This window comes from Pantoea sp. B_9, assembly GCF_008632015.1.
Lineage (GTDB): Bacteria > Pseudomonadota > Gammaproteobacteria > Enterobacterales > Enterobacteriaceae > Pantoea > Pantoea dispersa.
Genome location: NZ_VWVL01000016.1, coordinates 1 through 13913 on the forward strand (window position 1 = coordinate 1; position 13913 = coordinate 13913).

At 56.0% G+C, this 13913-nt stretch carries 16 protein-coding genes and 2 pseudogenes; 8 read left to right on the top strand and 10 right to left on the bottom strand.

The features are described from left to right. Window positions 1-226 precede the first annotated feature (226 nt). The gene (istB, locus tag F3I21_RS22790; protein WP_150059856.1) at window positions 227-1009 is read right to left on the bottom strand and encodes an IS21-like element ISSen3 family helper ATPase IstB; all 783 of its coding nucleotides are present in this window, start codon (window positions 1007-1009) and stop codon (window positions 227-229) included. Continuing rightward, window positions 1006-2028: an IS21-like element ISSen3 family transposase gene (gene istA / locus F3I21_RS22795; RefSeq protein ID WP_150059857.1), complete on the bottom strand. Its 1023-nt coding sequence runs from the start codon at window positions 2026-2028 to the stop codon at window positions 1006-1008. Before istA ends, istB begins: the two co-directional genes overlap by 4 nt. Before the next feature lie 77 nt (window positions 2029-2105). Between istA and F3I21_RS23475 the strand changes: the two genes are divergently transcribed. Continuing rightward, on the top strand, window positions 2106-2423 hold the full coding sequence (locus F3I21_RS23475) for a hypothetical protein (protein ID WP_223815737.1): 318 nt from the start codon (window positions 2106-2108) through the stop codon (window positions 2421-2423). After that, window positions 2407-2613 carry a DUF1173 family protein gene (locus F3I21_RS23480; RefSeq protein ID WP_223815738.1) on the top strand — a complete coding sequence of 69 codons (207 nt, stop codon included), beginning with the start codon at window positions 2407-2409 and terminating at the stop codon, window positions 2611-2613. Before F3I21_RS23475 ends, F3I21_RS23480 begins: the two co-directional genes overlap by 17 nt. A 185-nt stretch (window positions 2614-2798) precedes the next feature. Here the strand turns inward: F3I21_RS23480 and F3I21_RS22805 are convergent, their stop codons facing one another. Next, window positions 2799-3098 carry a helix-turn-helix domain-containing protein gene (locus tag F3I21_RS22805; RefSeq protein WP_150059858.1) on the bottom strand — a complete coding sequence of 100 codons (300 nt, stop codon included), beginning with the start codon at window positions 3096-3098 and terminating at the stop codon, window positions 2799-2801. Next, on the bottom strand, window positions 3082-3444 hold the full coding sequence (locus tag F3I21_RS22810; protein WP_150059859.1) for a type II toxin-antitoxin system RelE/ParE family toxin: 363 nt from the start codon (window positions 3442-3444) through the stop codon (window positions 3082-3084). The genes F3I21_RS22805 and F3I21_RS22810 overlap by 17 nt, the downstream gene beginning before the upstream one ends. Window positions 3445-3712: 268 nt before the next feature. Here F3I21_RS22810 and F3I21_RS22815 point away from each other — a divergent pair, with 268 nt between their 5' ends. Further along, window positions 3713-3919: a hypothetical protein gene (locus F3I21_RS22815; protein ID WP_150059860.1), complete on the top strand. Its 207-nt coding sequence runs from the start codon at window positions 3713-3715 to the stop codon at window positions 3917-3919. A gap of 43 nt (window positions 3920-3962) precedes the next feature. Here F3I21_RS22815 and F3I21_RS22820 read toward each other — a convergent pair whose 3' ends face one another. After that, window positions 3963-4904 carry a hypothetical protein gene (locus F3I21_RS22820; protein ID WP_150059861.1) on the bottom strand — a complete coding sequence of 314 codons (942 nt, stop codon included), beginning with the start codon at window positions 4902-4904 and terminating at the stop codon, window positions 3963-3965. A gap of 406 nt (window positions 4905-5310) precedes the next feature. Here F3I21_RS22820 and F3I21_RS22825 point away from each other — a divergent pair, with 406 nt between their 5' ends. Further along, window positions 5311-6153 carry a tyrosine-type recombinase/integrase gene (locus F3I21_RS22825; protein ID WP_150059862.1) on the top strand — a complete coding sequence of 281 codons (843 nt, stop codon included), beginning with the start codon at window positions 5311-5313 and terminating at the stop codon, window positions 6151-6153. Between the two features lie 89 nt (window positions 6154-6242). On the opposite strand, the gene F3I21_RS22830 is transcribed toward F3I21_RS22825, so the two are convergent. Beyond that, window positions 6243-6614: a hypothetical protein gene (locus F3I21_RS22830; protein ID WP_150059863.1), complete on the bottom strand. Its 372-nt coding sequence runs from the start codon at window positions 6612-6614 to the stop codon at window positions 6243-6245. Window positions 6615-6936: 322 nt separating this feature from the next. On the opposite strand from F3I21_RS22830, the gene F3I21_RS22835 reads away from it, so the two are divergent. From F3I21_RS22835 to F3I21_RS22845, 3 genes are all read left to right on the top strand, one after another. Beyond that, window positions 6937-7593, top strand: coding sequence for an AAA family ATPase (locus F3I21_RS22835; protein WP_150059864.1), 657 nt, complete (start codon window positions 6937-6939; stop codon window positions 7591-7593). 44 nt (window positions 7594-7637) lie between these two features. Further along, complete coding sequence (locus tag F3I21_RS22840) at window positions 7638-7907, top strand: CopG family transcriptional regulator (protein ID WP_150059865.1); 270 nt, start codon at window positions 7638-7640, stop codon at window positions 7905-7907. 92 nt (window positions 7908-7999) lie between these two features. Further along, window positions 8000-8239 carry a hypothetical protein gene (locus F3I21_RS22845; protein WP_150059866.1) on the top strand — a complete coding sequence of 80 codons (240 nt, stop codon included), beginning with the start codon at window positions 8000-8002 and terminating at the stop codon, window positions 8237-8239. 315 nt (window positions 8240-8554) lie between these two features. Here the strand turns inward: F3I21_RS22845 and umuC are convergent. The 3 genes and pseudogenes from umuC to ltrA form a co-directional block, all read right to left on the bottom strand. Beyond that, window positions 8555-9828 (bottom strand): annotated as a pseudogene (umuC, locus tag F3I21_RS22855) (translesion error-prone DNA polymerase V subunit UmuC). An 8-nt stretch (window positions 9829-9836) separates the two neighbouring features. Further along, a pseudogene (gene umuD / locus F3I21_RS22860) lies at window positions 9837-10163 on the bottom strand (translesion error-prone DNA polymerase V autoproteolytic subunit); the annotation flags it as partial. A gap of 70 nt (window positions 10164-10233) precedes the next feature. Further along, window positions 10234-11949 carry a group II intron reverse transcriptase/maturase gene (gene ltrA / locus F3I21_RS22865; protein WP_150059868.1) on the bottom strand — a complete coding sequence of 572 codons (1716 nt, stop codon included), beginning with the start codon at window positions 11947-11949 and terminating at the stop codon, window positions 10234-10236. A 1285-nt stretch (window positions 11950-13234) separates the two neighbouring features. Between ltrA and F3I21_RS22875 the strand changes: the two genes are divergently transcribed. Then, on the top strand, window positions 13235-13561 hold the full coding sequence (locus tag F3I21_RS22875) for a hypothetical protein (protein WP_182689055.1): 327 nt from the start codon (window positions 13235-13237) through the stop codon (window positions 13559-13561). Window positions 13562-13610: 49 nt separating this feature from the next. On the opposite strand, the gene F3I21_RS22880 is transcribed toward F3I21_RS22875, so the two are convergent. Then, window positions 13611-13913, bottom strand: a 303-nt coding sequence (locus tag F3I21_RS22880; protein ID WP_190286126.1) for an SOS response-associated peptidase family protein, incomplete at its 5' end; no start/stop codon positions are given.

Genomic DNA, 13913 nt, shown 5'->3' on the forward strand with positions numbered 1-13913 from the left:
GCGCCTGAATGAGACTGCCGCGCGCATCCGCATCGGCCGGAGTCCGCTGCAGCAGTCGCTGATGCTGATGGCCATGAAGGATTCGCTGCAGGCTGCGCAGAACCGGCAGACTGCGAAGGACGCCGCCTGATTTTTGTTTCTCAGCTGGCCGCCTGGAGTGTCAACAACGGGTAAAAAGTGATCCACTAACCGTCACCACCAACGGTTTAATATTGATCCACCTTGTTTACTCAGGATTAGCTTCCGCTATAACCCCGGCCTTTCGTTTCTGCTTCAGTCGATAGCTCTCTCCTTTTATCTGGACTACGTGTGAGTGATGTAAGATCCGATCCAGCATCGCCGATGTCAGGGCCGCATCACCTGCGAACGTCTGGTCCCACTGCCCGAACGGCAGATTGGAGGTCAGGATCATCGCGCTCTTCTCGTAACGTTTGGCTCTGACCTGGAAGAACAGCTTGGCTTCCTCCTGACTGAACGGCAGATAGCCTATTTCATCGATTATAAGCAGCTTCGGGGCCATGACACCGCGATTGAGTGTCGTTTTGTAACGCCCCTGACGCTGGGAAGTCGACAGCTGTAACAGCAGGTCCGCTGCTGTTGTGAAGCGAACCTTGATGCCCGCCCGTACTGCTTCGTAGCCCATGGCTATCGCCAGATGTGTTTTTCCCACGCCCGAGGGGCCCGGTAACACGATGTTTTCGTTACGTTCGATGAAGCTCAGGGAGCGCAGCGACTGGATTTGCTTCTGAGGAGCGCCGGTGGCGAAGGTGAAATCGTACTCCTCGAACGTCTTCACCGCCGGGAAGGCTGCCATCCGTGTGTACATCGCCTGTTTACGCTGATGCCGGGCCAGTTTCTCCTCATGTAACAGGTGCTCCAGGAAGTCCATGTAGCTCCATTCCTGATCCACCGCCTGTTGCGACAGCGCCGGCGCTGCGCCGATAAGACTGTCCAGCTGCAGCTGTTCGGCAAGCACCATCAGCCGTTGATGTTGCAGTTCAACCATCATGCGGCTCCTCTGCAGAACGTATCATAGATGGAGAGAGGGTGATGCAGTGGCTGCCTGTCGAAGGTCATCAGGCTTTCATCAACCTGCACGTCATACTGCTTTTTCTCCGGTGGCAGTGCCAGCATGGATTGCTGTTCCTCCACCCAGCGATCGCAGGGGCGGGACTGGATAGTTTCATGCTTCCGCTGGTTGGCCACATCGTACAGCCAGCGCAGGCCGTAACGGTTTGCGGTTTCAACATCGACGGAGATCCCCATCGGACGCAGGCGTGTCATTAACGGGATATAGAAGCTGTTGCGGGTGTACTGCACCATCCGCTCCACCTTGCCTTTAGTCTGCGCCCTGAAGGGACGGCACAGGCGGGGAGAGAAGCCCATCTCTTTGCCGAACTGCCACAGGGAAGGATGGAACCGGTGCTGCCCGGTCTGGTAAGCATCACGCTGTAGCACCACCGTTTTCATATTGTCGTACAGGACTTCCTGCGGTACACCACCGAAGAAGCTGAACGCATTGCGGTGACAGGCTTCCAGCGTGTCGTAGCGCATGTTGTCAGTGAACTCGATATAAAGCATTCTGCTGTATCCCAGAACAGCGACGAACACATGCAGGGGGGACTTGCCGTTTCGCATGGTCCCCCAGTCAACCTGCATCTGCCGTCCGGGCTCGGTTTCGAAGCGAACGACCGGTTCTGCCTGTGCTGGCAGGGTCTGTTTGCGGATGAACTCTCTCAGGATAGTAAGCCCTCCACGATAGCCCAGCTCCATGATTTCCCTGGCAATAACGGTCGCCGGGATTTTGTAGGGATGCGCACCGCTGATCCGCTTAGAGATGTAATCACGGTATTCATCGAGCAGTGACGATGGTGCCGGGCGTGGTGAATACTGCGGCCTTTCAGATTTGGCTTTCAGGTGGCTGCGGACAGTATTGCGCGAAATACCCAGCTCCCTGGCAATGGCCCGGATACTCATTCCCCGCTTGTGCAGGACTTTAATTTCCATACGAATCTCAAAAGTGATCATAAGCTCCCCTGTATTCAGAGGAGCAGATTAACCCCTGGATCAATTTTCAACCGCTGGGGTGGATCAGTTTTGCACCGTTGGTAACATGGAGCGACGCGGCCGATGAACGGCTGCAGTACACGCAGCCGCTGGGGCTGTTTGCCGGCTTTCCGGCGCTGGACCTGCCTGACGATATCAGGGACTGTCTCGCCCGGAGCTTTAGTCGTGAGCTGAGCGACTGGCGCAGCGGCGCCCGGGTGGTGATTATCTGCGAAACCGAGCCGCCGGAAACAGCATTTATCCGTAAGGATGGCCGCAATATTCCGCGCAGCAGTTGCAGGGTTATCGACGCGGCGCTGATGACCGTCAGCGCTCGCTATATTCCGCTGGAATCCCACTATGAGTGGCATGGTTGAGACGCGTCTGTGGGAGGAAAAGCGCGCGTTTATCAAGCCGCTGCGCTACGACGGCGAAGAGGACGTGTTTCCGGACTTCGTGCTGACCGACGTGCCGGGCACGGAAGTGCTGCCGATGGAAGTCTTCGGTATGAACACGCCGGATTACCTCCAGCGCAGGCGGGAAAAAAACGGTCCTTTACGACAGTGAATATGGTGCCGGGAGGTGGTGGCAGCGGGAGGCATCAGAGGATCCGGAAGGGGAGAAAATGCCGGCTTCCCCCTCAAGGAAATAGCATTATGATGTGTATTTAATTGTTTATTGATATTACTTTGATTGTATTTTGCAGCGTGTTCGTCTGGCCCGGAAATCAGGCCAGACTGTGAGCGTGCGTATCAGATGTGAAAGGCTATGCGCTTTCCGGTTGGCAGCTCGACATCAAGACTTAGTTTACCTCCCATCGCCTCAATGTAGCGCTTGAGCGTAGCAACTTTGAGATCGTTTCCGCGCTGCTCCAGCTGTGTAATGGCAGGCTGGCTGATACCCATGGCCTCTGCTACGTTTTTCTGCGACAGCTGCAACTCCTCCCGCATCATCTGTAATCCGGTTTCAAGGATCATCTCGTCAGCGATATCACAGATACGGGCCTGACTCTCCGGAGAGCGTGCAGCAATTACTTCATCCAGCGTTCTCATTTTTTCCCTCCATTGTGTTCAGGTGCGCAGTGAACTCATCATCGGCGATACGAATCATGCGCTCGTAAAATTTCTTGTCGTTACTTTTGTCACCGGCACAAAGCACGATGGCCCTCCGGGCCGGATCAAATGCAAAGAATGCTCTGACCGGTGTACCACCATACTGTACGCGGAGTTCTTTCATGTTCTTGTGACGGGAACCCTTGACGGTGTCGGCATAAGGCCGGGACAAAGCCGGACCGTACGTCCTTAAATTAATCAGGTCGGCAAGAACCTTTTCCTGCAGGCCGTCTTCCTGTTTATCCAGCCAGGCGTCAAAGAGATCGCCAAAGAGTACTGTCCACATATTGCGCCTTATAAGTTACAGCTTATAGATGTTAAGAATATAATCTTTAGCTTATTCCGTCAAGCCCGCTCTGATGTGATAAGGGGGTAACCTGTTAAGTTCAGGATTTTCGATATCTGCAAACTAAATGAGGCGCTTGCAGGCTTGCAGATGAATCCCCGGGAAAAGCCCGTCATCACCGCTGTCATTTTTTTCCGGCCGCGTCACCGCTGTGCATGTCGTGATGGCTTAATTGACCTGCGTCATAGGGCCGTCAGGGAGACATTGTATGTACAACGCTGACAGGTTACAGCTGCTAATCAGTCAGGTGACGCAGCAGAGGGAGCGCTTCATTCAGACGGGATCTGCCCTGCACCGGATTTTCTTCACCGACGGTTACATGTTGCCAGGGAGGATAACGCAGGATGTTTCTCAAAGTCCGGAGATACGTGATAAGGCGCTGGAAGCGATGCACCGGCTCGCGCTGAGCGGTTAAAAAAGCTCCGGCCTGAACCGACGTTCAGACCGTGGCCCGGGCGTTACGACGTGCCCGCTGCGACCGCCCGTTCCAGAGTGGCCATGACTGAACCAGAAGAGATCGGCCCAATGTCGTGCGCTGTCAGGCACTTCATAACGTTTTCCTCTGCCAGTTCGGCGTTGCCCTTGAAGGTGAAGCGGCCCTCATCAGCCAGGGCAAAAAGGTCGATTACCAGGGCATCGGCGTCATGCTGCGGGCGCTCCTGCAGCCAGGCGTTAAGATCGTAACGGTGCCAGGTCAGCTTCAGGCCGGCGCTTTTCAGGTCGTCAAGCAGCGCCATCAGCCCGGCCTGCGCCGCGTTCGGGAAGCGGGCGGCGCGCACGATGAACTCAGGGCGGCCGTCAGCGCGGCGCTTGTCGGGCACCGGCAGGAAGCGGACCTGGAAGTCTCCACTCTCCATCATCATCGTCATCAGACTGCGGTCATCGTCGCCCAGCGCCCCCAGCGCGCTGCCGTCCAGGGTGGCCAGTGCATCGTCCATTTTGCGGATCTGCCCACTCAGCCACTGTTCGTGCTCCTGTTCCTCCTCCTCTGTTTCAAGCTCAAAGTCAGGCTCAAGCTGCGATAAGGTGAAGTCACGCAGCTTCTGCAGGCGCTGGCCGGCGTCGCAGATGTGCTGATGAATGCCGACGGTATCGTATTCACGCCATGTCGCGGAGTAGCGGTCCGCCTTTTCACGAAATTCTTTAAATGTAGAGATATACTCCTGCGGGTAGTGCGGGCTGCACTCGGCCAGCACCTGGTTGAAGATTTCAGCCCAGGCGGTGGGGGAAGCCCCGAGTCGCGTGAGGATGTCGACCGGCGTGACGATTTCCGCTCCCTTGTGGATCAGCAGGGAGAGTATGTCAGAGTCCTTGACCGCCTTCTTTGTCAGTACGACGGCTTTGACCAGGGTTTCTTCTGCCAGGGTGTAGCTGGCGTCATCGATGTGTTTCGTGGGCATGGTGCCCTCCTGGAGATTAAAAATCAGTGTTTAGTTAGTTCCTTAGAAACTTGGAAACTTGTTATTTAGCTTTCATCATGGAGCCACGCGGGCGGTTTTTGCAAGCCTCTTTTTTCATTTCCCGCGGACACCAGGCATTCACCCAAGAGTGCCTGGTACGCCCTGCCTCCAACTTTTCGGCTACCGTTAAGATAAAAAAATAATAGCGTCAGGGGGATAGCGTTAACAAAACCGTGCATGTCTTCCGGGCGGCACCGCGTGCGCGTGAGTGCGTACCAGGTTATATTCCCTATCGCGGAAAAAAGACCGATTTTTCCTTACCCGATCACCGATTTATTGCGGTCGGTTTTTCTGGACAGATACGCGAAAATACGTTCCACGCCCCCGGAAAGCGGAGAATGAAAAATTGAGAGGGTTGCCCCGCGAACTGACGCAGAATTCACGCAGCGACGCCGGCGCGCATAACGTGACCGGCGCAAGCGCGACGCGCTACTTTGACTACGCCTCGGCGCTGGCGCTGCGCAACCTGGCTGCGCACTACGGCACCGCCATGCCCCGCTACCTGCTGGCGCCCGAGGTGGCGCTGCTGCTTGACGCCGAGCGGGACCAGCGGAAGCGACTGCTGATCGAAACGTTCTGGAACACCGGCGGCCGGCTGAATGAGGTGCTGCCGCTGACGCCGGAGGATTTCGTTCTGGACGGCCCGGACGGTCGCGCTCTTGATGCGCCCTTTGCGGTGCTGCACACCCTGAAGCAGCGACGGGACGAAGAAAAGCAGAAGCAGCGCGGGCGCGGCCGGCCGACGCGGGAAGAACAGGCGGCGCAGCGCGAGGCAGAAGCCAACCCGCCCCGCGCCGTGCCGCTGACCGATCCGGGCTACGTGCGCCGGCTTCGCGAATATCTCGCCACCGTGCGGCTCAGGAAGGGAGAGCGCATCTGGAAGATTGACAGTCCCGATACCGTTCGCACCTGGATCCGTACAGCCGTGCAGGCTGCCGAGCGTGACGGCGTCACCTTCACCGTACGGCCCATCACCACGAAGACGTTCCGGGATTCGTTTGCGATGCACCTGGTGCAGCACGGCGTGCCGAAAAAGGTCATTCAGGCGATGATGGGCCATAAGGATGAGAAGTCGACAGAGTGGTACACGCAGGTGATGGCGCTGGACGTCACGCGCCAGCTGGGCGTGCGGTTCTCGATGACGCCGGAGGATGCGCGCTCATTGGTTATACCCGGTAGCGGCACGTGATGCCGGTTCGCCTGCTGATTCGCAGTCCCTTTCACTGTTGATTCTGGACGGGACTGCCTCAGGGCCGCAGATCAATCAAAGGTAAGCGGTTAACGTCTCAGTTCGAAGTTAAGGCTGGGCGTTCTGAGAAGCAAATCTCTGGCGCAATAACTCCCAGAGCCGTACGGGTTAAAATTCAGATAACCCTGTTGGTGCAGCCACTCTGTCATATCTACGATGTCATCGTAAAGCTGGGTACGTTTGGTACTGTCGCGCAGAAAAACCTCGGTTTCTGATCTGTACTCGTCACTGGATACCTGTGTCATACCCGGCTTCGCCATCCTCAGCGCGGAACCTGAGGACTGGAGATGAGCGTTCATGATTTCATGCGGTTCGCAGGGAGCAAAGCCGGGCAAAGCAGAAATATAAAAATAGCGAATGAAGCCATACACGCTGTCGTAGTCGAACGTGGGATTTTTCATGAGTATTTCCTTATCGTCGTGAAAATGTTGTTTGCTAAACGGCACCACAACCCCTTGCTGTTACTGCGATACGACAAGCATCAGCGCAGCGGTGAGTAAACCTTTTAAAGTATCGACCGCGCCTGCCTTTTCTGTAGCACCCTCCCCTTCCCTGACAATCAGAAACTGACTTAAAATATCATTTGGATTTCATTTTAATATTAAATAGATATCCATATGATACTATTGTGATTGTTTTGTGGATTTATCTCCACTACAATTGTCCCCAGGTTAAGAAACCCAGATTACTAGTAAATTAATATTAAAATGAGGTGTGTCTGATATGATTCTGACTATCGTGAATACCAAAGGAGGCGTGGGCAAATCGACGCTGGCAGTTAACATTGCTGTCGCCCGCGCGCTTCAGGGCAAGAAGGTCTGGCTGGTTGACGGCGACAAGCAGGGGTCGTCACAGACGGCAATCCTGATCCGATCTGAAGCAGAAGTACAGCCCGGCATCGCCTGCTCACACTTCCCGGACGGCCCTGTTCTCAGAACGCAGGTTCTGCAGCAGAAAGATAATTTCGATGACGTCATTATTGAGTGTGGCGGACGTGACTCGACTGCCATGAGGGCTGCACTGACACTTACGGATTACGCGCTGGTTCCGTTTGTTCCGGGCAGCTTTGAAGCCTGGGCGATGGAAGACGTCGTGAAAATGATGCAGGAAGCGCGCAGCATCCGTGAACCCTTCCCGGCATTTTCGATTCTCAACAGGGCTGACGTTAACCCGCGCAGTAAAGACAATCAGGATATGGTTGCGGCCATGTCTGAATATGCGGATGAGATCCCCGTTCTGGACCACCTTCTGCACATGCGTAAGGCCTTTGCCAACGCCGCCGGCAGTGGCCGTTCTGTTGTTGAGCTGAAGCTGAAACCGCATGAGCGCCCGGCCAGGGACGAACTCGAAAAACTCATTTCTATCGTATTTAAAGATTGACTTGATATTATTATAATATTACTTAAATATTGAGGTGGTGTTTAATGGCTATTACTTCCAAACCTAAATCATCAACTGCGCCCACGCAGGAGCAGGCGCAGATTGAAAAATTCATCAATGACGCTCCCGACGGAAATAAAGCGGAAAAGCGTGGCGTCAAAAAAGGTCAGCGTGAGCAGATCACGGTCACGTTTGATACTGCCATCATTGCACAGCTTGACGATCTGGCTGTACATGAAGGCGTTTCCCGCGCAGCACTCATCAGAATGGCTGTACGACAACTGCTGGATAAAGGGACGAAAGTGGGTGGCTAATAAATAGCTCTGTATTGATATCGTTTTAATATTAAAATGGACTGATTTTAATCACTTATTGAAATCCTTTTACTGTTTATTCAGAGGGCGGGATGAAAAAAATTAAACGTCTATCTGCTGGTTTTATCGGGCTTACAAAACTCAGTGGCCCCGAGCGTAAAAGCGCCGCTGAATGGGGCTTTCTCCTGAGTCCCCTGTTCATCGTGCCGCTCTTTTTCCTGCCGAATGCCAGCGAGCTGATCAAAATTGGCCTTCAGCTACTGTGGGGGGGCTGCGTTTCGCGCGCGGCATTCATGGCTAACGACAGCTGGAAGCAAAACAAATCTCGCTGAGCGATTGCAGCGTGATGGAGAGTCAGTAATGTTAATGCATGAACTGTTTAAGCAGGTCCGCGGGCAGGGAAGGGTAAGGACTACAATCACCCAGTCTGCAGATATGTTTAAAGGCAACGTTCGCCGGCGGCGTCCCGCGTTTGACGAGTGGGTCCGGAAGCTGCATCCTGGCGACAGACTGCCCCGGGGGCGTTACTTCAGGGACAAAAAACCGGGGCTTCCTTTCTTACTCATGGATGAATTCTGGCTTTATAACCAGTAAGGAGAGCAGCTCACTGACCGATACCCTGAGACGTCCGGAACATCCGAGGTATCTCAGAGCACCCGAGCAACGGGAATATCGCTCCAGCGCGTTGTCCAGGCGGGAGATAACATCTCCCGCTTCATTTTCCATTCTGTATTCACGCCCTGACCCGCAAACCACAGGCTGCCGAGCCCGGACTGGTTGATGCCGTCCAGTACTTTCATCAGCTGCGCGCTGTTGGCCCGCGGCTTATCCTCATCGAACAGGTTCAGCTGACTGACGCCGTCTGGCGTGAAGTCATCGAGCATGATGCCGGCCTTCATGTAGCGTCGCCCTTCAAGCCATATGCGGTCGAGCGATCGCATGGCCACCTCAATCACGTCGCGCGTATCCTGCGTGGGCAGGGTGAGATTCTCGCCGGCGCTGTTGCCATAGAAGACTTCTCCCTGCGCGTGCGGCGAGGTCCGGATAAAGACGCTGATGCGCCGGCAGAACTGGCGCTCATTTCTCAGCTTCTCCGCCGCCCAGGAGGCGTACTGACACAGCGCTTCCTGCATGGCCACTTTTGTCGTAATGCGCTCACCAAAAGAGCGGCTGCAGACGATCTGCTGTTTCGCCGGCGCAAACTCCTCAAGGGAAATGCACGATTCCCCGTTGAGCTCGCGAACGGTGCGCTCAAGCACCACACTGAAATTCTTTCGGATGAGGGCAGGGCGCGCGCGCGCCAGCTGCAGCGCATTTTCGATACCCATCAGGTTGAGTCTTTTGCCGATGCGCCGGCCAACGCCCCATATCTCCTCAACGGGCTGATTTTCCAGCAGCGTTGCGGTGCGCTTCGGATTGCCCGGCGTCAGCGCCAGCACTCCCCGGAATTGCGGCCACTCCCTGCTGGCCCACTGCGCCGATTTTGCCAGGGTTTTGGTCGGCCCCATGCCCACGCCGACGGTCAGGCCGGTCGTGGCCAGCACGTGCGCGCGCAGGCGCCGGCCAAAGTGCTCAAAGTCCTTGCAGCCATCGATGCCGGTTAAATCGAGGAACATCTCGTCAATTGAGTACTGCTCAACCTTCGGCGTCATTTCCTCCAGTGCCATCATGACCCTGTTCGATAACGAGTGGTACAGGGCGTAATTTGAGCTAAACACATGAATCCTCTCAGGATATCCCTCATTTTGATCTGAAACCACGGAGCGGCCATCTTTATGCCGAGTTTTTTGGCAGCGGCGCTGCGCGCGATGACGCAGCCGTCGTTGTTGCTCAGCACCACCACCGGCCTGCCGCGCAGGTCAGGGCGGAAGAGCGCCTCGCAGCTGGCATAAAAGGAGTTAACGTCAGCCAGACCAAACATGGGCATGATCACCTCCGGCGGGCACGGGTACTGTTAAAGAACCAGGTCACGACGCCGGGCAGCTGCAGCTCCTCCGGGTAGATCACCGGGTAGGCCGGGTTCATGGGCAGCAGCGCGAGCCTGGGCTGCAGCTGCAGACGCTTGACCGTAAACTCGCCGTTGACCTCGGCAATAACGATATCGCCGTGAGCGGCTTCCTCGGCCCGGTCAACCACCATGACGTCGCCGTCGCAGAGGCCCAGGTCACGCATGCTGTTGCCGCTGGCGCGCACGAAGAAGGTTGAGGCGCGCCGGCGGATACACAGTTCATTCAGATCGAGCTCATCGGGTAGGAACAGGCCATTACTGGCCCATCCCCCCCTAAGAACCGTACGTGAGAGTTTCCCCTCATACGGCTCAGGCCTTTCAAAGCCCGCCTGCGCGAGCCGGTTTTGCTACCTTCAGATTAAGGGCATGGATCTGCCTGTGACATACAGGATGCACAAGGCACAGGTTGCTGTTGTCATCAATACCGCCATCGACACGATGGATAATATGGTGAACATGCCATCCGGTTTCGGGCGTGATCAGTTCCTGACATAACATGCATCGCCGCCGCTGGCTCTGCCAGAGTGTGACGATCCTTTTTCTCCCGCTGAGTGACAGCAGCATCTTCCGGGACATCCTCTCCTCAAAGTATGCCTCCCATTCTGGATCGAACGGGTTTGCCCCCAGCTTCAGCATTGTATGGCGTGTGATGCGGGTGTCGGTGGCTTTCCGCAGGCACTGGAGCACCGGCTTTCCATCCGGATAGCGCCCGCCCGTGGGCGCTGCAAATACCCAGTTACGGTTACCCACCTGATGGAAGTAACGGTTCTTGATCCAGCGTTTTCCTTTCTGAGGATGCCGCCGTTGACACCATCGCCACAGCGCCTGCCAAATTTCATGATCCACGCGGGCAAATGCAGCTTTGGCCACATTGTGACGGTGAAAGTCAGCCCAGCCCTGAATGATCGGGTTCAGCTTTTTAATGAGCGTCGCCTGCGTCAGTGCGGGGTTCTCTTTCACGGTTGCGCGAACTTTTGCCAGTAAGCGGCTGACATTTGTACCGGACGGGCGTATCAGCAGCTTGCCGCTGAACTTTCGCAGATTCTGTCCGAGAAAATCGAAACCCTGATCAAAATGTGTAATCCGCGTTTTTGTAGGGGAGAGTGTCAGCCCACGCTCGCGCATGAACGTCTCCACTACGGGCATGACCTCTTCTTCCAGTAACTCCTGCGAGCGGCCGGTTATGATGAAGTCATCCGCGTAACGCACATAATTGACCTTAAGTTTTATCTCAAGATTCCGCGCATACCGCGGATGTCCAAAGTGGGATTTCAGCCTGGCTTCAAGCCCGTCGAGTGCGAGGTTCGCCAGCACCGGGGAGATAATCCCGCCCTGTGGCGTGCCTGCTTCGGTGGGGTAAAGCTGGCGGCCTTCCATGTATCCCGCCCTGAGCCATCTGCTCAGTATCACCCTGTCGATCGGTATATTTTTAATCAGCCAGTCATGGCTGATGTTGTCAAAGCCCCCCTTTATATCGCCCTCCAGCACCCATTCCGGGGCATACTTCCGCGATAATACGTTGAAGCACTGTTCCATCGCATCGGCGACAGAGCGCTGCGGACGGAAGCCGAATGAACGCTGATCTGCCGTGGTTTCCGCAACAGGCGATAGCGCCAGCATGTAAAGTGCCTGCATGGCGCGGTCACGCATTACCGGAATGCCGAGCGGACGACTTTTACCATCTGCTTTGGGAATAAGGAGACGCTTCAGGGGCAGGGGATGATATCCTCGCCGCCTGAGCAACGTAATGGCCTGATATCTGACCGCCGGGGTGGTCCATAGTTTACCGTCCACGCCCGGCGTATGCCTGCCCTTATTTTCGGTAACCCGTCTGACGGCAAGGGCCTTGCCGCTGAACGAGTGGGTCAGCAGCCACTGCAGGGCTTTAACCCTGCCATACCTGCCTTCCCGCGTTGCCTTTACGATACGCGCCTGCAGCTTTCGCACCTCCCGGTGGCACTGAGCCCAGTTAATGCCGTGCCACGCCTCCGGTTCGTGTGAGGGTGCACCCGCGTCTGTTGCTGACGTAGTCATCTGCTGTTCCCTCAAAGAAAGTTTCTCAGGTTATCCCGTAAAGAAAGACCCGGTGGAAGTCTGCCCGCTTTCGCGTGGGGTGATGTCGCCCGTGAGCTCAACCCCTGTCTGCCCGGTTACAGGGCAGCATTCGCTTTCTCCACCATCTCATACCCGCATCGCCAACGGTGCCTCTTGCGATTTACCTGCCTCTGAAGGCAGCGATACGGGCTTACCATGTTCCACCTGAATAACGGGATGGGTTAGCCCCTGCCTGTTCACCGGCGGTCATTGAGTCCGTGTACTTCCAGAAAAACAGGAAGTAACCGACCGCTTACCTTTTGGTTCAGGCCTGACAGCATCTTTGGCCTGTTCTACGTAACGATGTTTATCAGCAGTTCACATATGTTGGTCATACCACCCAGCCTGGCGCCGCATCCGCACGATGCTTGCAGATGTTGCCTGACCTCACGGCCTCAGCATGGTCATAAGACCCGGCTTCGTTGTCCCGGCAGCTTCACACCGGAGCATTACTGCTCCCGCATGTGCCGGTAGGCTACTGATGACGGAACATCAGGTTCCTCTCTGATTTCTCAGCGGAACAATTATTCAGGCGACTTCATGTCGCACTTTCTCGACGTAATCCTGTGCAGGGGAGGGGAAGCCGGCGGCACACGGATCGGCATAAAGCTGTACCCTGACCCTCGGCGTAAAAATAGGTGGCCAGAGCAGCGTCAGGCCGGCGGTATAGCTGCCCGGGTTCATGATCTGATGCCCCGGCCATGCTGCAGTGTGACTGCGAAAGAGCTGAGTAAATCGCGCATAAAATTCCTCCCGTTATTTTACTGTTTGTATACACAGTATTGTTGAGGCGGAATTATCTGGCAAGAGGGAGCGAAACGGGTTGGCACCGAAGCGAAGCCATCTGACTGACCCACCGGGAAATTTTTATGAAGGTCTGCCTGGCTGATACTGAGTGACGCCACTATGCTCAGGTCAGGGCCGGCAGACGTGGAGAGGCGTTTCCGGTTGTACCCTTACAGCCCGGCGCTCTGGGGCCGGGCTGGTTTTGTGAAATGCAGAATAAGCGTAACGTGCGTAAGCAGTCCATGCCGGCATCGGTGAAATGACGCTTCCTCGGCACGACTGTTCGTTCCTCGCGCTGCTGCGGTACGCCTCAGCCGTGACTGCGGCGAGCGTGGCGGGCTGGCAGTTAACGGCAGGTATTTTTTTCCGGACCCGTTGTGCAGACCTGACGCACCGTTCTAATCTGGACGAAACTCCTCATCAGCTTCCGGGGCAATCTATGGATGGCCACACATCTCCCGCACGTTTTCTCGCTTATCTTCTGACTGAGCACGATATCTCCGTGACGCAGCTGTGTGACCGCTGCGGGCTGGACAGCGATATTGCCCGAGCTTTTCTGGCGGGGCGCCTGCCGGTGACGCAGACGCTGGCGGAGCAGCTGGGCATCGTGTTCCACTCCCCCGGCTTCTGGCTCACCCGTCAGGCCCTCTGGAGCGGGCTGAATCAGGTGCTGACGCATCCGCCGGTGGCGACGGGACACGACCGTGCTAAATTAACCGGCGCCGGTACGGGATTATCTTCTCCGTATTCACCAGGGGGTAAATAAACTGCAGCCCGTACCCGCGCCCTTCATAAGCAGATGTCCGGACACTCTGTCAGCCATCGCCGGTGTTCCGGATAATGTCAGGCCCCTGGTTGTGAACGTTGCCGATTTTTGCCGCTACCGGATGCCATGTGAAGACGGACTCAGGTAGCGCGCCGTCACGCACAATTTCTGCCGCGCGCGCCGGCGAAGTGTCATGACTCAGCCACTCCCGGACCGCGTCGGCCGTCAGCACGAGAGGACGGCGATCGTGTATATCGACCATCCCCTGATTGCTGGCTGCGGTGACGATGACGAAACCCTCCTGCCCGTGCTCCCGGTCAAAAGGCGGCTTCCCGATGGCCGCAAAAAAAAG